The organism is Aminobacter sp. MSH1, assembly GCF_003071665.1.
In the GTDB taxonomy this organism is placed as follows: domain Bacteria; phylum Pseudomonadota; class Alphaproteobacteria; order Rhizobiales; family Rhizobiaceae; genus Aminobacter; species Aminobacter niigataensis.
The window spans coordinates 1,799,086-1,817,826 of the sequence record NZ_CP026265.1 but is presented as its reverse complement, the minus strand read 5'-3'; the positions used below and the strand labels follow the sequence as shown (position 1 = coordinate 1,817,826).

Annotated in this window: 25 protein-coding genes; 23 read left to right on the top strand and 2 right to left on the bottom strand. The window is 65.9% G+C overall.

The window, feature by feature from the left end; all coding sequences use genetic code 11:
- Window positions 1–6 precede the first annotated feature (6 nt).
- Window positions 7–567 carry a flavin reductase family protein gene (locus CO731_RS09145; protein WP_052819642.1) on the bottom strand — a complete coding sequence of 187 codons (561 nt, stop codon included), beginning with the start codon at window positions 565–567 and terminating at the stop codon, window positions 7–9.
- Entirely contained in the window at window positions 551–835 is a 285-nt protein-coding gene (locus CO731_RS28690; protein WP_066115908.1) for a hypothetical protein, read from the bottom strand. The genes CO731_RS09145 and CO731_RS28690 overlap by 17 nt, the downstream gene beginning before the upstream one ends.
- 68 nt (window positions 836–903) lie before the next feature.
- Here CO731_RS28690 and CO731_RS29015 point away from each other — a divergent pair, with 68 nt between their 5' ends.
- From CO731_RS29015 to trbK-alt, 23 genes are all read left to right on the top strand, one after another.
- Window positions 904–1,071, top strand: a complete 168-nt coding sequence (locus CO731_RS29015) for a hypothetical protein (RefSeq protein WP_197283329.1) — start codon at window positions 904–906, stop codon at window positions 1,069–1,071.
- Window positions 1,072–1,215: 144 nt separating this feature from the next.
- Entirely contained in the window at window positions 1,216–1,656 is a 441-nt protein-coding gene (locus CO731_RS09140; protein ID WP_052819643.1) for a hypothetical protein, read from the top strand.
- Between the two features lie 580 nt (window positions 1,657–2,236).
- Entirely contained in the window at window positions 2,237–2,566 is a 330-nt protein-coding gene (locus CO731_RS09135; protein WP_108606872.1) for a DUF736 domain-containing protein, read from the top strand.
- 189 nt (window positions 2,567–2,755) lie between these two features.
- Window positions 2,756–2,998: a helix-turn-helix transcriptional regulator gene (locus tag CO731_RS09130; protein WP_026227536.1), complete on the top strand. Its 243-nt coding sequence runs from the start codon at window positions 2,756–2,758 to the stop codon at window positions 2,996–2,998.
- Window positions 2,999–3,124: 126 nt separating this feature from the next.
- Window positions 3,125–3,388: a DUF2285 domain-containing protein gene (locus CO731_RS09125; protein ID WP_108609713.1), complete on the top strand. Its 264-nt coding sequence runs from the start codon at window positions 3,125–3,127 to the stop codon at window positions 3,386–3,388.
- A gap of 384 nt (window positions 3,389–3,772) precedes the next feature.
- Window positions 3,773–4,267, top strand: a complete 495-nt coding sequence (locus CO731_RS09120; RefSeq protein ID WP_052819644.1) for a DUF2285 domain-containing protein — start codon at window positions 3,773–3,775, stop codon at window positions 4,265–4,267.
- Window positions 4,268–4,405: 138 nt separating this feature from the next.
- Window positions 4,406–4,687: a helix-turn-helix domain-containing protein gene (locus CO731_RS09115; protein ID WP_052819645.1), complete on the top strand. Its 282-nt coding sequence runs from the start codon at window positions 4,406–4,408 to the stop codon at window positions 4,685–4,687.
- Between the two features lie 11 nt (window positions 4,688–4,698).
- Complete coding sequence (locus CO731_RS09110) at window positions 4,699–5,586, top strand: replication initiator protein A (RefSeq protein ID WP_052819646.1); 888 nt, start codon at window positions 4,699–4,701, stop codon at window positions 5,584–5,586.
- Between the two features lie 208 nt (window positions 5,587–5,794).
- Window positions 5,795–6,433, top strand: a complete 639-nt coding sequence (gene parA / locus CO731_RS09105) for a ParA family partition ATPase (RefSeq protein ID WP_108606871.1) — start codon at window positions 5,795–5,797, stop codon at window positions 6,431–6,433.
- Entirely contained in the window at window positions 6,430–6,684 is a 255-nt protein-coding gene (locus CO731_RS09100; RefSeq protein WP_108606870.1) for a hypothetical protein, read from the top strand. Before parA ends, CO731_RS09100 begins: the two co-directional genes overlap by 4 nt.
- A complete protein-coding gene (locus CO731_RS09095) occupies window positions 6,681–7,199 on the top strand; it encodes a DUF2840 domain-containing protein (RefSeq protein ID WP_052819649.1) in 519 nt (172 codons plus the stop codon). The genes CO731_RS09100 and CO731_RS09095 overlap by 4 nt, the downstream gene beginning before the upstream one ends.
- Window positions 7,196–7,741: a S26 family signal peptidase gene (locus tag CO731_RS09090; RefSeq protein WP_052819650.1), complete on the top strand. Its 546-nt coding sequence runs from the start codon at window positions 7,196–7,198 to the stop codon at window positions 7,739–7,741. The genes CO731_RS09095 and CO731_RS09090 overlap by 4 nt, the downstream gene beginning before the upstream one ends.
- Window positions 7,742–7,787: 46 nt before the next feature.
- On the top strand, window positions 7,788–8,135 hold the full coding sequence (locus tag CO731_RS09085; RefSeq protein WP_108606869.1) for a DUF736 domain-containing protein: 348 nt from the start codon (window positions 7,788–7,790) through the stop codon (window positions 8,133–8,135).
- Window positions 8,136–8,138: 3 nt separating this feature from the next.
- A complete protein-coding gene (locus tag CO731_RS09080) occupies window positions 8,139–8,900 on the top strand; it encodes a lytic transglycosylase domain-containing protein (RefSeq protein ID WP_052819652.1) in 762 nt (253 codons plus the stop codon).
- Window positions 8,901–9,144: 244 nt separating this feature from the next.
- Window positions 9,145–10,884, top strand: coding sequence for a VirD2 family relaxase/mobilization nuclease (locus tag CO731_RS09075; RefSeq protein WP_108606868.1), 1,740 nt, complete (start codon window positions 9,145–9,147; stop codon window positions 10,882–10,884).
- A 25-nt stretch (window positions 10,885–10,909) separates the two neighbouring features.
- Entirely contained in the window at window positions 10,910–12,895 is a 1,986-nt protein-coding gene (locus tag CO731_RS09070) for a conjugal transfer protein TraG (RefSeq protein ID WP_052819654.1), read from the top strand.
- 8 nt (window positions 12,896–12,903) lie between these two features.
- A complete protein-coding gene (locus CO731_RS09065) occupies window positions 12,904–13,338 on the top strand; it encodes a hypothetical protein (protein WP_052819655.1) in 435 nt (144 codons plus the stop codon).
- Between the two features lie 169 nt (window positions 13,339–13,507).
- Entirely contained in the window at window positions 13,508–14,491 is a 984-nt protein-coding gene (gene trbB, locus CO731_RS09060; protein ID WP_052819656.1) for a P-type conjugative transfer ATPase TrbB, read from the top strand.
- Window positions 14,488–14,820: a TrbC/VirB2 family protein gene (locus CO731_RS09055; protein ID WP_052819657.1), complete on the top strand. Its 333-nt coding sequence runs from the start codon at window positions 14,488–14,490 to the stop codon at window positions 14,818–14,820. The genes trbB and CO731_RS09055 overlap by 4 nt, the downstream gene beginning before the upstream one ends.
- Window positions 14,820–15,101 (top strand): VirB3 family type IV secretion system protein, encoded by a 282-nt coding sequence (locus tag CO731_RS09050; RefSeq protein ID WP_018429603.1) that lies wholly within the window; start codon window positions 14,820–14,822, stop codon window positions 15,099–15,101. The genes CO731_RS09055 and CO731_RS09050 overlap by 1 nt, the downstream gene beginning before the upstream one ends.
- 12 nt (window positions 15,102–15,113) lie before the next feature.
- Window positions 15,114–17,570, top strand: a complete 2,457-nt coding sequence (gene trbE / locus CO731_RS09045; RefSeq protein WP_108606867.1) for a conjugal transfer protein TrbE — start codon at window positions 15,114–15,116, stop codon at window positions 17,568–17,570.
- Entirely contained in the window at window positions 17,567–18,337 is a 771-nt protein-coding gene (gene trbJ / locus CO731_RS09040; protein WP_052819659.1) for a P-type conjugative transfer protein TrbJ, read from the top strand. Before trbE ends, trbJ begins: the two co-directional genes overlap by 4 nt.
- A gap of 10 nt (window positions 18,338–18,347) precedes the next feature.
- Window positions 18,348–18,737 (top strand): putative entry exclusion protein TrbK-alt, encoded by a 390-nt coding sequence (gene trbK-alt, locus CO731_RS09035; RefSeq protein ID WP_052819660.1) that lies wholly within the window; start codon window positions 18,348–18,350, stop codon window positions 18,735–18,737.
- Window positions 18,738–18,741: the final 4 nt, after the last annotated feature.

Below are 18,741 nucleotides of genomic sequence, written 5' to 3'. Positions count from 1 at the left end.
TGCCTCTCACAGCATCTCGGGTCGAAACAGCGATCTGCGGCTGATGACCTTGCCGGACACCACGAACACGCCATCGCCGGTGTAATGCAGCGTCTCGGGATGCTTTGGCGACGTGGCGACATGCACCTTCACCACCTCGAAGATGAAGAAATTGTACTTGTCGACCAGCGCGTCGTCGTGAAGGCGGCATTCGAAGCTGGCATGGCATTCGCCGATCAACGGCGCATCGACCTTGCTCGCCTCTTGCCGCGTGAGATTGAACTTGGCGAACTTGTCGATCTCGGCCCCCGACGTGTTGCCGATCCCCACCACGGTATCGGTCAGCGCCGTCGTCGGCAGGTTCACCACGCATTCCCGGCTTTCGCGGATCATGTGGTGGCTGTGATTGCCGCCGGAGATCATCAGGCCGACCAGAGACGGCGAGAATTCCAGGATCGTGTGCCAACCGAGCGTCATGATGTTGGTCGCGCCCTGCCACTTTGATGACACCAGCACGATCGGACCGGGCTCCAGATAGCGCCGCACCTGGCTGACGGGGAAGTCGGTCTTCTCAGGCACCTTCGGCATGGGCATTCTCTTCGACAACTGCGCTTTGCATGATCATACCCGGCCATGTCGGCAGCATCACGACCGGCAGCATGGCGGCGATGCTTTGGCGCGAAAGCATTGAACGGGCGTTTCCATGGTGGCCCCGGTCATGGCGGAAAACCATCCCCCGCTTCCAATGCGCTGATCCTTGGTCCAGCCGCTGGCCTGACGCCATCAACCCGTAAAGGGTCGGACTACGCAAAGCGTGCCGCCGCTCCGGCTTCGCCTGCGCGGTGATCGCGGCCATCGGCCGGACACATCGGGCGCCTGTCGCGCGGGAGATGGTCTCCCGCCTCCAAGACAGGAGCCGGTCAGATGTCCCTCAATCAAGCTCACGCCTTCGCCTTCAGCCTCGCTACCAGTCTCATGGTCACCATCGTCATCTTCCAGGCCGGCGACGGCACCATGGGCGTCATGCCGGCCGGCGAATATGACGGCGAACTCGCCGCCATCGTTCACGAGATCGATCCCTTCGCCCGCTGACCGCGGGCAAGGCGTCGCGACTGCAAGCGGGAATCCTACGGGATTTCCGCTCCCGTCCCGCCTTCTCTTCGGCTATACTGGCAACGCGCCGTGGTGGTGGTGGAGGCGCGACCGTCAGACCTCTATCTCACGGAGAACACCACCATGGTTTTCATCGGCATCCTCTCCAGCATCGTGGCGATCGGCGCCCTGTGCTGGCTTCTATTCACACTGGCTGTCTTCGCGCTTCCGTTCTTCGCGGGCGTCAGTGCCGGGACTTGGGCCTTCCAGACCGGCGCCGGTTGGCTCGGGGCAATCCTCGTCGGCCTCGCCGCCGCCGCACTGACGCTCGGCCTCGGGCAGTTCCTGCTCGCCTTCATCCGTCCGCTCTGGATACGGCTCGCGATCGCACTCGCCTTCGTCGCGCCTGCGGCGCTCGCCGGCTACCATGCGACACATGGCATCGTGAAACACACCATGCCCTCCGACACCTGGCAGATCATCTTCTCCGTCATCGGCGCAGTCGCCGTTGGTGTCACGGCGCTGATTCGGGTGACAGCAATGGCCGCGCCCGGGCCAACCGGGCAGAACGTCGCGCGCGCCTGACATCGTTGCCGGCGGCGGCAGGACGGTGGGTTGATGTCTTACGTGTCGCGCTCTTCGTCGGCAGGGTCGTTCGCAATCGCGTTGATCGGATCAACGGCTAACCCAACTGACGCGCCATGCCCTCGGTGACGGTGGTGGGGGCAATGCCCTGACGGCGCGCCCAACGACGGTGCGAGTGCTGAGAGGGGGCGATCGCGTGGGTGACGGGCAGGAGCCGGCGGAACGGAGCGTCCGCCGGAGCTGGTTTGAACCGCGGTGTCAGGCGTCGTCACGGTCCATCGGTCCGGGGTGGTCGCCGCGTTCTCCTGTGATGCCGTCTCTGTCAGGTCGACCGCTCCAAAACGGCCTCTTCAATGGGCTGATCTGGCCGAAGGTCGGCTGCGCCTCGATCGCCTATGCCGCAACAGCGGCGTCGAAACTTTCTTCCCCTGCCGGCTGCGCCGTCATTCCTCGCGAGCCAAGAAAGCCCCTCCTTTGCTGTCAGGCCCCTGCGGGGTGCGCCGTCAATCGCCTCCGGCCTGTCGATCGCCATCGAGGCCGCAATGGTGCGGGCTCGGAACAGAGTTCAAGGAGAACTACCATGGCGACCATCGGCACCTTCAAGAAGACCGGCAACAACGAGTACACCGGCGAAATCGTCACCCTCAGCCTGCAGACCAAGAACGTCCGCATCGTCTCCGAGGCCCGCGCTACCGGAGAGAACGCCCCCAGCCACCGCGTCTTCGTCGGCCGCGCCGAGATCGGCGCCGCCTGGTCCAAGACCTCCAACGAGGGGCGCGCCTATCTGGGCCTGAAGCTCGACGATCCCAGCTTCAATGCCCCGATCTACGCCAACCTCTTCGACGACGAGGAAGGCGAAGGCTTCAGCCTCATCTGGTCCCGCCCTAGCGGCCGCCGCAACAGCGAGTAAGGCCAGCGCGACGCCCCGCCCGGACAATCCGGGCGGGGCCAAACGCCTGACGGTGGAACGAATCACCTCTGGTTCTGGACACCGGAATCGCGCCCGCTAAAGCCAGAACCGCTGGTCTTTTCCAGTAAGAACGACTATTATAGCCGTAGTTCTGGCGTACGCGTAGGTCCGAGTGGGAGGTGATCATGCATGATCACCGCCCGACAATCACGGGCCGCACGCGCGTTGCTCGGCTGGACACAGGAGACGCTCGCTGACAAGGCCCGGGTATCACTGACCGCGTTGAAGCGCCTTGAATCCGACAGCGGGCTCGAGGTGTATGAATCAACACGCGATCAGGTCCGTCGAGCCTTTGAAGGCGGTGGCATCGTCCTGCTCAACTCCGGCCAAAGCGTGGGAGTGATGCTGGTTGGTGACAAGGACAACCCTTGACGACTTTTTCGGGCGAACCCGCCCGACCATCCTGATTTTGCGTCAAACCGCGGCGGTGTGGCGCGGGATATCATTACGGTTAACAAACTGCTCCAAATTGGATACGAATGACTCGTGGGGCTCATTGTGACCAACGCAGAATATCTGGACGAACCGCCGCTCGGCGCGGCGCTCACCGCCTATGACCAGGCGCATCTGAAGCTGTACCTGAGGCTGCTCGACGCCGAGGCGGACGGTGCGACGTGGGAGGAAGTCGTCGAGCTTCTCTTCGGCCTCGATCCCGCAGCGGACCCCAACCGTGCAGCGAAAATTCATGCCGCCCACCTCGCTCGCGCGAAATGGATGACCGAGAACGGCTTTTGCGAGCTTCTCGGCCCCCGCCTCCATTGAGGTGATGCAGAACCTGCATCACGTTGATCCGACTTCGTTCTTCCCACGCCACGCTCAACTTGGGATCGTGACCGCTGCTTGACTCGCGTTGCGTCATAATTTCGCGGAGGCGGTGGAGGATGTCCGAAGATGAAAGTTGGCGGTCTGAGACCGCCTACAACTATATCGACAATCTAACTCCGGGTGACCTTGCCTGGGAATTTCTGCGCCGAAACCCCGACTACCGGAAAGCCTATCGGGAGCTTGTGTCCAGCGGCCGACTCTCACTCGAAACGGCCGAAGAATTTGCGAACCTATGGGGGTTGCGATTTCGGCGCCGACCCGCTCATCGCGGCTCATGCCCAGCAGATTTTTTGGACCCCTCAAGTCGATCCGTCGGCAATAATGTTCGCCGCAGGTCCGCGCCCTGAAGGGTTTTCCATCACTGCCGACGAGTTACGCCTCCGTACCATATTCCAGCACGACCCTGCTCATCTCAGGCTCGATATCCGCGGCGAGCAGTATGACGTCACGCTCGCAGACCCGCAGGACGAGAACCCGCTCGCGGCGATGGTCATGTTCGATGACCTCACACCGGATCGACAGACCGCGCTGACCCGGTTCTGGAGCGCGATCAAAGGCAAGCGCGTCCCGAACGACCCTCGAATGACGCCGCAACGCCGCGAGCGCGCGCGCCAAATGCTGCGTGCGGTCGATGGACGTCGTGCCGGCGCGACATATCGATCGATCGGGCAGGTTCTGTTCCCTGGTCATAAAATCGACGCCGCCTCCTGGGCCGGGGACGCGCTGCGCGAAATCACGATCCGGCTGGCGCGCGACGGCGTGAAACTCGTTGAAGGCGGCTACCGCTCCCTCCTGCGCCGACCCCGCCGATCATAGCCCGCCATCGACCGCCTGCGGCGTGTCGAAACTAGATTCCTATCTCCGACATCGTCCGACCCACCGCCTTCACGCCACCGTGCTCTCGAACCGCCGCCTGACGGCAGCGGCCCCCGATGAGACCACGGAGGCTCGACAATGGCCGATACGACCGCCGGCATCCCGCCACGCTACCTGCGCACGCAGGAGGCCGCTCGCTTCCTCGGACTGTCCGAGCGCACACTGGAGAAGCACCGCACCTACGGCACCGGCCCGTCTTACAGGAAGCTCGGCGGCCGAGTCGTCTACGCCATAGAGGATCTCCAGACGTGGGCCGATCGCGGCCTCGTCAATTCGACCTCTGATCCGCGCGGCACGGTGCTCCCCGCCAAGCGGCAGGAGCCGTCGGATCGCCGCTTCGCCGGCCGCCAGCCGCGCTGAGACGACACGCCATGTCGTCCCGTCACACACAGCACGACGAGCGTGCGCAGCTCGATCTGTTCCGGGCGCTGCCCGGCGATCTCGCGCCGCGCGACGCGCAGGACCTCATGGCCTATCCGTTCTTCTCGCTTGCCAAGTCGAAGCGCCTGACGCCGATCGACTTCAAGGCGGGTTCGGTGAAAATCCGTGTCGAAGCCGTGCCCGAGCACGGCATGGCGACGATCTGGGACGCGGACGTTCTGATCTGGGCGGCCTCGCAAATCGTCGAGGCCCGTGACGTCGGCCTGCGCCCGTCACGCCTGATGGCGACCACGCCTTACGAGATTCTGAACTTCATTGGACGCGGTGTCTCGCTGCGCGATTACGACCGGCTTAAGGCCGCGCTCGACCGCCTCCAGTCCACCACCATAGCGACCTCAATCCGCCAGCCGACCGAGCGGCGGATGCACCGCTTCTCCTGGATCAACGAATGGAAGGAGCGAGCCGATCACCGCGGCCGCCCGCTCGGGCTCGAACTGATCGTACCCGACTGGTTCTACGCGGCTGTCCTCGATGATGCGCTCGTCCTCACGATCGACCGCAACTATTTCAGGCTGACCGGCGGCCTGGAGCGCTGGCTCTACCGCCTCGTGCGCAAGCATGGCGGCAAGCAGGAATACGGCTGGAGCTTCGACTTTCCGCATCTGCACGCGAAGTCCGGCAGTCTCTCGCCGCTCAAGCATTTCGCCTACGACCTGCGCGACATCGTCCGCCGCCAGCCGCTGCCGGGCTATCGGCTGACCATCGAGCAGTGCCTCGGCGGCCCCGAAATCCTGTCCTTCGTACCCACCGATCCCGACGCGCTCGGCATCCCGCGCCGCCGTCGCCGCTCGACAACTCGACCTGGGGATAAGCTGTGAATCATCTCGTGCTATCAGGGACCGGCGCTATCGTGCCATCGGGGACCGGACTCTCGTGCTATCGGGGACCGGAATCGTCGATTCATCGCGCTGAATCAGCAGCTTGCGAGCACCGTAACTTATCTAACCTAGATTCCTACGGAATCTTTCTAACGCAAACGCGTTTTTCGACCGCTGTGGACGAGTCCCCGATCGCCGGGAGACCGTCATGATCGTCGCGTTCCTCAACCAGAAGGGCGGCGTCGGAAAGACGACGCTCGCCCTCCACCTAGCCGGTGAATGGGCTCGGCACGGGCAGCGCGTCACGCTGATCGACGCCGACCCACAGGGATCGGCGCTCGACTGGTCACAGCAGCGCGGCCGGGAGGGATTGGAGCGGCTGTTCGGTGTTGTTGGCCTGGCCCGCGACACGCTCCACCGCGAAGCGCCGGAGCTGGCGCGCGACGTCGATCATGTCGTCATCGACGGACCGCCGCGTGTCGCCGGTCTGATGCGTTCGGCGCTGCTCGCCGCCGATCTTGTACTGATCCCGGTGCAGCCGTCGCCGCTCGACGGCTGGGCGTCGGCCGAGATGCTGACGCTGCTCAGCGAAGCGCGGATCTATCGACCGGACCTCAAGGCGCGGTTCGTACTGAACCGCTGTGCCGCCCGCACGATCCTCGCCCGCGAAACCGCCGAGACGCTCGCGGAGCATGATCCCCCGCCGCTCCTCACTACCATCGGTCAGCGCATCGCCTTCGCCGATGTCGTGCAGACCGGACGGCTCGCGGCCGAGCAGGACGAGACATCGCCCGCCGCGCGGGAGATCGCCGCGCTCGCCGCCGAAGTCACGAGGATCGGCGCATGAGCGAGCGGTCCTCCAAACGCAGCTTCGCGTCCCGACCGGCCGATCCGGAAAGCTGGATCAAGGCGCCGGACCGTCCATCGCCACGCACGGATCCCGCCGCCGACTTCACCGCCAGGCTGACGATCGACGTCACCGCCGACATGCGCGGCCGGATCAAGATCGCCGCATTCCAGCGCGGGCAGACGGTCGCCGACATGCTGCGCGCCCTGTTCGAACGAGAATTTCCCACCAGCGAAGGAGAGCCACGATGATCGGTGTCGCCGATCCGTCGCTGCGCAGCGGCTTGCCGCCCGCGCTCGCGGCCGATGCTCTGACCCATGTCGAGTTGACGTGGGTCGAGAAGAAGATCGAATTCTGGATCAGGTTCGGTCGCGAGACCGCCGAACAGATTCTCGACCGCCGCCAGCGCGTCGTGTCGTTCGCGCCGGACAGCGTTTTCGCCTTCGTTCGCTGGACCTCCAACGACTACGGCACCGCACTTTCTCGGCTCGACATCGTGCGCGCCGTCGGTGCGGGCGAGCGCTGCCAGACCCTGCCATTCGTGCGCCCCGGCGGCGACATCCTTTTGCGCGCCGATGGCTGGCCGAAGGTCGAGCGCGTCCTCCAGCTCATTGATGCCATCGAGGCGCGGGGCATCGGTGCGATCGACGTTTCGCCCGATCACTGGCGGCACGTCCACAACCGTCTGGCGGTCGGTGAAGCACCGCGCGCCTACGACGCACAGCAGCATCGCGCCTTCCTCCTGCGCCGGAGGATCATGCCATGAGCCGCTTTGGATACGTCATGACGACGTACTTCGCAGTGATGCTGATGGGCATCCTGTCGATCGTGTCGTTCGCGCCGAAGCTCATCTGGAATGCCTCCGCGAGCACGCCGATCGGCCTCTATGCGATCAGCGCCAGCGACGGATTGGAAGCAACCGACCTCGTCGCCGTAGCGGCGCCGGAGCCAATCGCCACGTTCCTTGCCGATGGCGGATATCTGCCGCGCGGCGTGCCGCTGCTGAAGCGAGTCGCGGGCTTGCCCGGTCAACGTGTGTGCCGAACCGGCCACACGATCACCGTCGATGGCCAGGCCATCGGCGATGCGCTCGACCGCGACCGGCGGGGCCGCGAACTCCCGATCTGGCAGGGATGCCGCGTCATCGCCGACGACGAACTGTTCCTGATGAACTGGCAGGTCCGCGACAGTCTCGACGGGCGTTACTTCGGCCCGCTCCCCGCCAGCTCGGTCATCGGCCGGGCCACCCCCCTCTACACTGACGAGGACGGCGATGACCGCTTCGTCTGGCGCGCGCCGACGCGGTGACGGCACGCCCATGACCTTAGCCACCGCAATATGAAGGAGACGCCCCATGTCCGTTATCGGTCAATTCACGCGCGAAAATGACGGCTTCATCGGCCACCTGATGACGCTGTCATTGTACCAGGACATCATCATCGTTCCGGCTGAACCGTCCGATGCCGAGAACGCGCCGGACTTCCGTGTCCATGTTCTCGACAGCATGAACAACGAAACCGGCGCGGAGATCGGTGCAGGGTGGAAGCGCACCGGCGAGAAGGCCGGCGACTACGTTTCGCTGCAGATCGATGATCCGACCTTCGGTCATCCGATCCGCGCCAACCTCTTCCAATCCGCCGACGACAAGTCCGCCTGGGGCTTGCACTGGAACCGGCCGCCCAAGCGCGCAGAGCGGGACTGAACGATGTCGGTCCCGCTCCCCAAAGCTGTCGCCGGGTGGTCAAACACCGCCCGGCGCACAGCCCTCCTTCTCCTTTCCGGCCTTCTGCTTTCCGCGCCGCTTTGCGCCACCGCGAATGCGCAGACCGTGTCGGCCGAGCGCCCCTCTCGTGCCGATTCCTACGCCACATTCATCACCGAGGCCGCGCAACGGTTCGGCGTTCCCGAGCACTGGATACGCGCCGTCATGCGCGTCGAAAGCGCTGGCGACGTGCGAGCGATCTCGTCAGCCGGCGCGATGGGACTGATGCAGATCATGCCCGCCACATGGACCGATCTGCGCGCCCGTCACCGGCTCGGCGCGAATCCCTACGATCCACGCGACAACATTCTGGCGGGCGCGGCTTATCTCCGCGAGATGCACGACCGCTATGGTTCGCCGGGATTTCTCGCAGCCTACAATGCTGGTCCCGGCCGCTACGAAGAGTATCTCGCCGGCCGTCCGTTGCCCGCCGAAACGCGCGCCTATGTCGCCGCGCTGGCACCTATTATCGGCGGCGGAGATGCCCTTGCTCCCGTCACGGTCGCGGCGGCCGATCCCAACGCCTGGACACGCTCGCCGCTGTTCATCGTGCAGTCCGAGCGCACCGCCACCGCTGTTCCGACGGCCGGCGATCGCACTTCCAATGACACTCCCGCTGCAACTCCGGTGCGCGATGCCACAGCCATCGCTCCACAATCCGGAGGCCTCTTCGTGGCTAGAAACGGCGATGGAGGGCCGCGATGACGGTGTTCGCAGCATTTCGTGGAATAGCGTGCTCTGGCGGAAGGATGGCGGTCCGAGGAGGAGGAGCAGGCAACACAACCGCACGATGGCGAGATAAAAGCGCGCGAGGTGCGGCTTGGTGCGGTCGTGTGTTTTCAGGGGCTTATGGCGCATCTGCGCGAGGTGCGCCTGATCGGCGCAGCCTGCGCAATTGCCATTTCGCCAAGGATTTTCGCGCGTTTGCGCGATGTGCGGGGCCTCGGCGATGAGCGGCGAGGACGATTTCCGCATCCGGCCAGGCCGCATCCGCTCGACCCGAGCGCAGCAGGCGCGGCCCTTCATCGCCCAGGCGCTCGCCGCCGCCCAGCGGGCCGGCGGCAGCGTCTCGCGCTCCGGCAAGATCAGCTCGGGCAACCGCTCGCGGTTCGGGCGCGGGCAGCGCGCGACCGTTCAGGCCAACCGGCTACTCACCAGCCGATCGCGCAACACCATCATCAAGACGCGCGTCGTCCGTCATAGCGCGCGGGCCGCGCCGCTTTCCGCCCACCTCAGCTACCTGCGGCGCGAGGGTGTCACCCGGGATGGGGAGAAGGCGCGGCTGTTCGGTCCCGAGACCGATGACGCCGATCCCAAGGCCTTCGCCGAGCGGACCCAGGATGATCGGCATCATTTCCGGTTCATCGTCTCGCCCGAGGACGCGACGGAGATGTCCGACCTCAAGACCTATGCCCGCGACCTGATGGGGCAGATGGAGAAAGACCTCGGCACGAAGCTCGACTGGGTCGGTGTCGATCACTGGAACACGGATAATCCGCACGTCCACATCATCCTGCGCGGGCGCACCGATGACGGCCAGGACCTCGTCATCTCGCGCGACTACATCAAGGAAGGCATGCGCGCCCGCGCGCAGGATCTTGTCACGCAGGAGCTGGGGCCGCGCACCGATCACGAGATCCGCCGAAACCTCGAACGCCAGATCGAGGCCGAGCGCTGGACCAACCTCGACCGCCAGCTTGCGCGGGACAGCTACCGCACCGGCGTCGTCGATCTTGCCCCGCACCCCGACCGCCAGCCGGACGAATTCCATGCGATGAAGGTCGGCCGGCTGCGGAAGCTGGAAACGCTTGGCCTCGCCGATCAGGTCGGTCCCGGCCAATGGGTCGTATCGGAGAACGCCGAGGCGACGCTGCGCGAGCTGGGCGAGCGTGGCGACATCATCAAACGCATTCATCGCGGCCTGACGGAACGCGGTATCGAGCGCGGCGCCGCCAGCTACGTGCTGGCCGGCGAGAGCCTCAACGATCCCGTCGTCGGCCGGCTGGTCGATCGTGGTCTCGACGATGAGCTGAAGGGCACGGCCTATGCCATCGTCGATGCCACGGACGGACGAACCCATCACATCAAGTTGCCCGACCTCGACGCGGCCGGCGATAGCGCGCCGGGCTCGATCGTCGAGCTGCGCAAATTCGACGACGCGCAGGGACGCAGACGGGTCGCGCTCGCCGTCCGCTCCGATCTCGACATCGAGAGGCAAGTCCATGCCACCGGCGCCACCTGGCTCGACCGGCAAGCGATCGCCCGCGATCCCGTTCCGCTCGGCGGCGGCGGCTTCGGCGCTGAGGTTCGTCACGCGATGGACAGGCGGGCCGACCATCTCGTCGGCCAAGGCCTTGCCGAGCGGCAGACGCGCGGCGTCAGCTTCTCGCCCGGGCTGATCGACACGCTACGGCAGCGCGAGGTCGACGCCCTCGGCGAGAAGCTCGCCGCCGAGACCGGCCGACAATTCTCGAAGGCCGCAACGGGCGAGTATGTGGCGGGGACCTATCGCCAGCGCTTTGCGCTCGCGTCTGGCCGCTTCGCCATGATCGACGACGGCCTCGGCTTCCAGCTCGTGCCCTGGTCGCCGTCCCTCGAACGTCAGATCGGCCAGCACGTCTCCGGCGTGTCGCGCGGCGCGGGTGGCGTCGACTGGAGCTTCGGCCGCAACCGCGGGCTCGGCATGTAGCCCAATCAAGAAAGGAGTGCCCGCCATGTCGGCGACCAAAATCCTCTGGGGCCAGATCCTCACCGTCTTCCTGATCGTGCTCATGACGACCTGGGCAGCGACGCAGTGGACGGCCTATCGGCTCGGCTTCCAGCCACAGCTCGGACTTCCGTGGTTCGAACTGGCTGGCTGGCCGATCTACTATCCGCCCGCCTTCTTCTGGTGGTGGTATTTCTACGATGCCTATGCCCCACCGATCTTCATCGAGGGCGCCTATATCGCCGCGTCCGGCGGCTTCATCTCCATCGCCGTCGCGATCGGCATGTCCGTCTGGCGGGCGCGCGAAGCCAAGAACGCCGAGACCTTCGGCTCCGCCCGATGGGCCGCTGCTCGCGAAGTGAGTGCCGCCGGCCTGCTGGGCGCGGATGGCGTCATCCTGGGAAAGTTCGAGCGCGACTATCTCCGCCATGACGGTCCCGAGCATGTGCTGTGCTTTGCGCCAACCCGGTCCGGCAAGGGTGTCGGCCTGGTCGTGCCATCACTGCTGACCTGGCCGGGTTCCGCCATCGTCCACGACATCAAGGGGGAGAACTGGACGCTGACGGCAGGCTTTCGATCCCGGCACGGCCGCGTGCTGCTGTTCGATCCTACCAACGCGAAGTCGGCCGCCTACAATCCTCTGCTCGAAGTCCGCCGCGGCGAGTGGGAGGTTAGAGACGTCCAGAACATCGCCGACATTTTGGTCGACCCGGAAGGCTCGCTCGAGAAAAGGAACCACTGGGAAAAAACCAGCCACGCGCTGCTGGTCGGCGCCATCCTGCACGTCCTCTACGCCGAGGCCGACAAGACCCTTGCTGGCGTCGCCGCCTTCCTCTCCGACCCGAAGCGGCCGATCGACTCGACGCTCGCCGCCATGATGAGGACCGCCCATCTCGGCGAGGCTGGCCCGCATCCGGTAATCGCTAGCGCGGCCCGCGAGTTGCTGAACAAATCCGACAACGAGCGATCGGGCGTGCTGTCCACCGCGATGTCGTTCCTCGGCCTCTATCGCGATCCCGTCGTCGCCGAAGTCACACGCCGCTGCGACTGGCGCATCACCGACATAGTCGGCGGCAAGCATCCGACGACGCTCTATCTCGTCGTGCCGCCGTCGGACATCAACCGCACCAAGCCGCTGATCCGTCTGATCCTCAATCAGATCGGCCGGCGGCTCACGGAGGATCTGAACGCGAAGGGCAACCGCCACCGGCTTCTCCTGATGCTCGACGAATTCCCGGCCCTCGGCCGCCTCGACTTCTTTGAGAGCGCGCTTGCCTTCATGGCCGGCTACGGCCTCAAAGCCTTCCTCATCGCCCAGTCGCTGAACCAGATCGAGAAGGCCTACGGGCCGAACAACTCGATCCTCGACAACTGCCATGTCCGCGTCAGCTTCGCGACCAATGACGAGCGGACCGCCAAGCGTGTCTCCGACGCGCTCGGCACCGCGACCGAGATGCGCGCGATGAAGAACTATGCCGGTCATCGCCTGTCGCCCTGGCTCGGTCACATGATGGTCTCGCGCTCGGAGACAGCCCGGCAACTGATGACGCCCGGCGAGATCATGCAGCTCCCGCCGTCCGACGAAATCGTCATGGTCGCCGGCACCCCGCCGATCCGCGCGAAGAAGGCGCGATACTATGAGGATCGCCGGTTTCAGGAACGCATCCTGCCACCGCCGAACCTCGTGAAACCGGCAACGGCTCGGCCGGACGACTGGAGCACGCTGCCACTTCCCGCGACGCCTGCGGTCGCGATGGCCACCAGCGGCGACGGATCGGAGGACGAGGATACGACCGACTCCGAGCGCCGGCACCAGCCGGAGCTAAGTCGCTCAAAACCCGTTGAGCCTAAGCAACCCATCGAAAACGAGTTCGAGATCGATCCTCGCGACGACGCCGATGAGGACGCCGCACGTCTCTCGCGCATGAACCAGACGATGCGCCAGGTGGCGCGGCAGGCGTCGCTTGATCCCGGCGACGGCATCGATCTTTAGGAGGCACAATGGCGAAGCCCCCCAAAAAGCAGCGCCTGTCTGTATATCTCGAACCGGAGGTCATGAAGGCGCTCGCCGCGCACGCGGGCCGTCGTGATCAATCCCTCTCGCTGATCGCGGAAGCCGGCATCGCCTCCTTCCTGTCGCCTGATGCTGCCGAACGGCAGGAGGCTGCGACGACGAAGCGGCTCGACCAGATCGACCGGCGAATGGCGCGGATGGAGCGCGATCTCGGAATCAGCGTCGAAACGCTGGCCGTGTTCATCCGCTTCTGGCTGACGACAAACCCGCCGCTGCCGGAGCCCGCACAGGCTGCGGCGCGCTCGAAAGCAGGCGAGCGCTACGAGGCGTTCGTCACCGCCCTCGGCCGGCGACTCGCTCACGGGCCGAAGCTTCGCCAGGAGATTTCGGAAGACATCGCGCCCGCGCGCGACACGGACTAATCACGACCGCGCCTACCACAAGTATTCCTGCGTTCCGCCGTTTCCCTGTATTTGTACGCCACAGTACGACGACCACAGCACGGTTGTTGTCAGGCCCTAATTTCTGCCTCTTCTACTCATCCCCGATCCAGGGCCGCATGTCGCGGTCCCGCAAGAGAACGGGGACGACGTGGCGGCAACTCAACAGAAATCGGAAGCGCTCCTTCGCGGTGCCCGCATGCTGCGCACGGCCCTCGGGCCGGCGATCGCCCGCTTTCTGGAAGATCCCGCGATCGTCGAGGTGATGCTCAATCCCGATGGGCGGCTCTGGGTCGACCGGCTTTCCGAAGGGCTTTCCGATACGGGTGAGCTGCTGTCGCCTTCAGACGGCGAGCGGATCATCCGTCTCGTCGCCCATCATGTCGGCGCCGAGGTTCATCCCGGAGCCCCGCGTGTGTCGGCCGAGCTTCCCGAGACGGGGGAAAGATTCGAGGGGCTGCTGCCCCCCGTGGTGTCAGCGCCAGCCTTCGCAATCCGCAAGCCCGCTGTCGCCGTGTTCACTCTCGACGATTATGTCGCCGCCGGCATCATGGCCGCAGGTCAGGCCGAGACGCTGCGCCAGGCCGTCGCCGACCGCCGTAACATCCTCGTTGCCGGCGGCACATCCACCGGCAAGACGACCCTCACCAACGCGCTGCTGGCCGAAGTCGCGAAGACCTCCGACCGCGTCGTGCTCATCGAGGACACGCGCGAACTGCAATGCGCCGCGCCCAATCTTGTCGCCATGCGGACGAAGGATGGCATCGCCTCACTTTCCGATCTCGTCCGCTCTTCGCTTCGCCTCCGCCCAGACCGCATCCCGATCGGCGAGGTGCGCGGGGCCGAGGCGCTCGATCTGCTGAAAGCCTGGGGCACCGGCCACCCCGGTGGAGTCGGCACCATCCACGCCGGCACCGCCATCGGCGCGCTTCGTCGCATGGAGCAGCTAATCCAGGAAGCAGTCGTCACCGTCCCGCGCGCGCTGATCGCGGAGACGATTGATCTCATCGCCGTGCTGTCCGGCCGTGGCGCATCGCGCCACCTCGCCGAACTCGCCCGCATCGAGGGGCTCGGCCCCGGCGGCGACTACCGCGTCACCCCCGCAACCCAGCCCCTTACAGGAGACCCGTCATGATTAAGCACGCCCGGCGCATCCGCCGGCATATCGCTACGGCGGTGTCCGTCGCCTTCGTCTCGCTGGCGATGGCGCCCGCCGCGCACGCGTCCGGTTCCTCCATGCCCTGGGAAGCACCGCTGCAATCCATCCTCGAGTCGATCGAGGGGCCGGTCGCCAAGATCATCGCGGTGATGATCATCATCATCACCGGCCTGACGCTGGCCTTCGGCGACACTTCCGGCGGTGCCCGCAAGCTGATCCAGATCGTCTTCGGCCTGTCGATCGCCTTCGCCGCGTCCAGCTTCTTCCTGTCGTTCTTCTCGTTCGGCGGCGGGGCGCTCGTCTGATGGCCAACGGCGCGGATCATCATGGCGAGCTGGCAGGCTTCTCAGTCCCGGTCCATCGGGCGCTGACCGAGCACATCCTGCTCGGCGGCGCGCCGCGCTCGCTCGCCATCCTCAACGGCACGCTGGCGGCAGCGCTCGGCCTCGGCCTGCGCCTCTGGCTGGTCGGTCTCGGCCTCTGGGCTCTCGGCCACTTCGCGGCCGTCTGGGCAGCCAAGCGCGATCCGCAGTTCGTCGATGTCGTGCGCAAGCATCTGCGCATCCCCGGCCACCTGTCCGTCTGAGGAGCGACGCCGATGATGAACCTCGCCGAATATCGCAACCGCAACACCCGGCTCGCCGACTACCTCCCTTGGGTTGCGCTGGTCGGCGAAGGCGTGGTGCTGAACAAGGATGGCAGCCTCCAGCGCACCGCGCGCTTCCGAGGCCCCGACCTCGACAGCGCCGTCCCGGCCGAGCTGGTCGCGGTCGCCGGTCGGCTGAATAACGCCTTCCGTCGTCTCGGGTCAGGCTGGGCCATCTTCGTCGAGGCGCAGCGGCACGGCGCCGCGACCTATCCCGCCAGCATGTTCGCCGACAGCGCCTCCGGCCTGGTCGACGCCGAACGCAAGGCCGACTTCGAGGAAGCCGGCGCGCATTTCGAGTCCAGCTACTTCCTGACCTTCCTCTATCTGCCGCCCGCCGAGGACGCCGCACGCGCGGAGACCTGGCTCTACGAGGGGCGCGATCACGCCGGTGTCGATGCGCATGAGATCCTGCGCGGCTTCGCCGACCGCACCGATCGCATCCTCCAACTCGTCGACGCCTTCATGCCGGAATGCGCCTGGCTCGATGACGGCGAGACGCTGACCTATCTGCATTCGACCGTCTCGACGAAGCGGCATCGCGTCCGCGTGCCCGAGACGCCGATGTATCTCGATGCGCTGCTCGCCGACCAACCGCTGACCGGCGGGCTCGAACCCCGGCTTGGCGACGCGCATGTCCGCATTCTCACCATCGTCGGCTTCCCGACCGCAACGACGCCCGGCATCCTCGACGAGCTGAACCGGCTGGCCTTTCCCTACCGCTGGTCGACCCGGGCCGTCCTGCTCGACAAGACCGATGCGACGAAGCTGCTGACCAAGATCAGGCGGCAATGGTTCGCCAAGCGCAAGTCGATCGCCGCCATTCTCAAAGAGGTGATGACCAACGAGGCCTCCGCGCTGGTCGACACCGATGCGGCGAACAAGGCGGCCGACGCCGACATGGCGTTGCAGGAGCTGGGCGCGGACTACGCAGGCCAAGCCTATGTCACGGCCACAATCACGGTCTGGGACGACGATCCTCGCATCGCGGCCGAGAAGCTGCGCCTGGTCGAGAAGGTCATCCAGGGCCGTGACTTCACGGCCATGCCTGAGGCGATCAACGCTGTGGACGCCTGGCTCGGCTCGCTGCCCGGCCATGTCTACGCCAATGTCCGGCAACCCCCGATCTCGACACTGAATCTCGCCCACATGATCCCGCTGTCGGCGGTGTGGGCGGGACCGGAACGGGACGAGCACTTCGATGCACCCCCACTGCTTTACGGCAGAACCGAAGGCTCGACCCCGTTCCGGCTTTCCATCCATGTCGGCGACGTCGGCCATACGCTGATCGTCGGCCCAACCGGCGCCGGCAAGTCAGTGCTGCTGGCGCTGATGGCGCTGCAATTCCGGCGCTATCCGCAATCCCAGGTCTTCGCTTTCGACTTTGGCGGATCAATCCGCGCCGCCGCGCTCGCCATGCGGGGCGACTGGCACGATCTCGGCGGCGGCCTCACCGAAGGCGCGGATGACAGCGTCTCGCTTCAGCCGCTGGCCCGCATTGACGATGTCGCCGAGCGCGCCTGGGCGTCCGACTGGCTGGTCGCCATCCTGGGGCGCGAAAGCGTTCCGGTCACGCCCGAGGTCAAGGAGCATCTCTGGTCGGCGCTTTCGTCGCTGGCCTCCGCGCCCGTCAGCGAACGGACCCTGACGGGTCTGTCGGTTCTCCTTCAATCCAACGACCTGAAGCAGGCGTTGCGGCCATACTGCGTGGGCGGTCCCTATGGTCGACTGCTCGACGCCGAGGCCGAACATCTCGGCGAAGCCAACGTCCAGGCCTTCGAGACCGAAGGCCTGATCGGCACCGGCGCGGCTGCCGCTGTGCTTGCCTATCTCTTCCATCGCATCGAGGACCGCCTCGACGGTCGGCCGACGCTCCTCATCGTCGACGAAGGATGGCTCGCCCTCGACGATGAGGGCTTCGCCGGTCAGCTCCGCGAATGGCTGAAGACACTGCGCAAGAAGAACGCCAGCGTCATCTTCGCCACCCAATCGCTCTCCGATATCGACGCCTCAGCGATCGCGCCGGCCATCATCGAGAGCTGCCAGACGCGCATCCTGCTCCCCAACGAACGCGCGATCGAGCCGCAGATCACCGCGATCTATCGCCGCTTCGGGCTGAACGATCGCCAGATCGAGATCCTCGCGCGGGCAATGCCCAAACGCGATTACTACTGCCAGTCGCGGCGCGGCAACCGGCTGTTCGAACTGGGCCTGTCGGACGTCGCGCTGGCGCTTTGCGCCGCGTCGTCGAAGCAGCACCAGGCGCTCATCGCCGAGGTTCACGCCCGCAGTGGCACAGACGGCTTCCTCGCCGACTGGCTCGGCGAGAACCGGCTCGGTTGGGCCGCAGACCTCATCGCAGACCTTACCAACGTCACCCCCCAAATTGATCCGGAGGCACGCCCATGACCCGTTCCGTTCGCTCCCGCTCGCGCGCGCTGCGCATGACGGCCGCAATGCTTGCCGCGCCGATCGCGCTGTCGCCAGTCTTCGCGCCGCCCGCGGCCGCGCAGTGGATCGTCTACGATCCAACAAACTATGCGCAGAACGTCCTGACGGCGGCGCGCACGCTCCAGCAGGTCAATCAGCAGATCACCCAGCTTCAGAATGAAGCCACCATGCTGATCAACCAGGCCCGCAATCTGGCGAGCCTGCCATATTCATCGCTCCAGCAGCTTCAGCAGTCGGTACAGCGCACCCAACAGCTCCTGCAACAGGCGCAGGGCATCGCCTATGACGTCCAACGCATCGACCAGGCCTTCACATCGACCTACGGCAACGCCTCGATGTCGGCCTCCGACCAAGCGCTCGTGGCGCAGGCGCGGGAGCGCTGGCAGAACACGGTTGGCGGCCTGCAGGATGCGATGCGCGTTCAGGCTGGCGTCGTCGGCAACATCGATACCAACCGTGCCGAGATGTCGTCACTGGTCGGCCAGAGTCAGGGCGCAACCGGCGCTTTGCAGGCAACGCAAGCGGGCAATCAGCTCCTGGCGCTTCAAACCCAGCAGCTCGCCGACCTTACCGCGGTTGTCGCCGCCAATGGTCGCGCACAGAGCCTGTCCGAGGCCGAGCGCGCCGCCGCGGCCGAACAGGGTCGCGAGCAGCGCCGCCGATTCCTGACGCCGGGCAGCGGCTACCAGCCCGGCAACGCCCGCATGTTCCCGAACGGCAACTGAGGGCGCGGCCATGGACGGCAAGATGCTCGCACGGCTCGGCGCTGTGGTGTTCGTGGCCGTCGCGATCACTGCGACCGCGATCGAGATGAACCGGAAAGAGGAAGTGCGGGAGGCGTGGCCGTCCGGCCGGACCACCCAAGCGCAGGGCGATCCGTTGCGCGACGAACTGATCCGCTGCCAGGTGCTCGGCGAAGCGGGGCCGCGCGATCCGGCGTGCCTGCGGGCCTGGGCCGAAAACCGCAACCGCTTCCTCGCGCCCGGCGCGCGACCTACCGAGCGCTTGCCGGACATCCCGCCAGCGCCGCGAAACACTCTCATACCCCAATCGGACCGCACCGATCAGCCGGCCTTCGAGCCCGCCGCACCGATCGCGCCGCCGCAGTTCGACGAGGCGAGATAAGATC

Excerpts from the sequence above, each read along its gene's own strand:
- CO731_RS09100 (WP_108606870.1), top strand. The coding sequence starts at position 6,430 with ATGAGCGAGCGGTCCTCCAAACGCAGCTTCGCGTCCCGACCGGCCGAT.
- CO731_RS09090 (WP_052819650.1), top strand. The coding sequence starts at position 7,196 with ATGAGCCGCTTTGGATACGTCATGACGACGTACTTCGCAGTGATGCTG.
- CO731_RS09080 (WP_052819652.1), top strand. The coding sequence starts at position 8,139 with ATGTCGGTCCCGCTCCCCAAAGCTGTCGCCGGGTGGTCAAACACCGCC.
- CO731_RS09120 (WP_052819644.1), top strand. The coding sequence starts at position 3,773 with ATGTTCGCCGCAGGTCCGCGCCCTGAAGGGTTTTCCATCACTGCCGAC.
- trbJ (WP_052819659.1), top strand. The coding sequence starts at position 17,567 with ATGACCCGTTCCGTTCGCTCCCGCTCGCGCGCGCTGCGCATGACGGCC.
- CO731_RS09110 (WP_052819646.1), top strand. The coding sequence starts at position 4,699 with ATGTCGTCCCGTCACACACAGCACGACGAGCGTGCGCAGCTCGATCTG.
- CO731_RS09055 (WP_052819657.1), top strand. The coding sequence starts at position 14,488 with ATGATTAAGCACGCCCGGCGCATCCGCCGGCATATCGCTACGGCGGTG.
- CO731_RS09075 (WP_108606868.1), top strand. The coding sequence starts at position 9,145 with ATGAGCGGCGAGGACGATTTCCGCATCCGGCCAGGCCGCATCCGCTCG.
- CO731_RS09085 (WP_108606869.1), top strand. The coding sequence starts at position 7,788 with ATGTCCGTTATCGGTCAATTCACGCGCGAAAATGACGGCTTCATCGGC.
- CO731_RS09095 (WP_052819649.1), top strand. The coding sequence starts at position 6,681 with ATGATCGGTGTCGCCGATCCGTCGCTGCGCAGCGGCTTGCCGCCCGCG.
- CO731_RS09140 (WP_052819643.1), top strand. The coding sequence starts at position 1,216 with ATGGTTTTCATCGGCATCCTCTCCAGCATCGTGGCGATCGGCGCCCTG.
- CO731_RS09070 (WP_052819654.1), top strand. The coding sequence starts at position 10,910 with ATGTCGGCGACCAAAATCCTCTGGGGCCAGATCCTCACCGTCTTCCTG.
- CO731_RS09130 (WP_026227536.1), top strand. The coding sequence starts at position 2,756 with ATGATCACCGCCCGACAATCACGGGCCGCACGCGCGTTGCTCGGCTGG.
- CO731_RS09145 (WP_052819642.1), bottom strand. The coding sequence starts at position 567 with ATGCCGAAGGTGCCTGAGAAGACCGACTTCCCCGTCAGCCAGGTGCGG.
- CO731_RS29015 (WP_197283329.1), top strand. The coding sequence starts at position 904 with ATGTCCCTCAATCAAGCTCACGCCTTCGCCTTCAGCCTCGCTACCAGT.
- CO731_RS09115 (WP_052819645.1), top strand. The coding sequence starts at position 4,406 with ATGGCCGATACGACCGCCGGCATCCCGCCACGCTACCTGCGCACGCAG.
- CO731_RS09135 (WP_108606872.1), top strand. The coding sequence starts at position 2,237 with ATGGCGACCATCGGCACCTTCAAGAAGACCGGCAACAACGAGTACACC.
- parA (WP_108606871.1), top strand. The coding sequence starts at position 5,795 with ATGATCGTCGCGTTCCTCAACCAGAAGGGCGGCGTCGGAAAGACGACG.
- CO731_RS09050 (WP_018429603.1), top strand. The coding sequence starts at position 14,820 with ATGGCCAACGGCGCGGATCATCATGGCGAGCTGGCAGGCTTCTCAGTC.
- trbE (WP_108606867.1), top strand. The coding sequence starts at position 15,114 with ATGATGAACCTCGCCGAATATCGCAACCGCAACACCCGGCTCGCCGAC.
- trbK-alt (WP_052819660.1), top strand. The coding sequence starts at position 18,348 with ATGGACGGCAAGATGCTCGCACGGCTCGGCGCTGTGGTGTTCGTGGCC.
- CO731_RS09065 (WP_052819655.1), top strand. The coding sequence starts at position 12,904 with ATGGCGAAGCCCCCCAAAAAGCAGCGCCTGTCTGTATATCTCGAACCG.
- CO731_RS28690 (WP_066115908.1), bottom strand. The coding sequence starts at position 835 with ATGGCCGCGATCACCGCGCAGGCGAAGCCGGAGCGGCGGCACGCTTTG.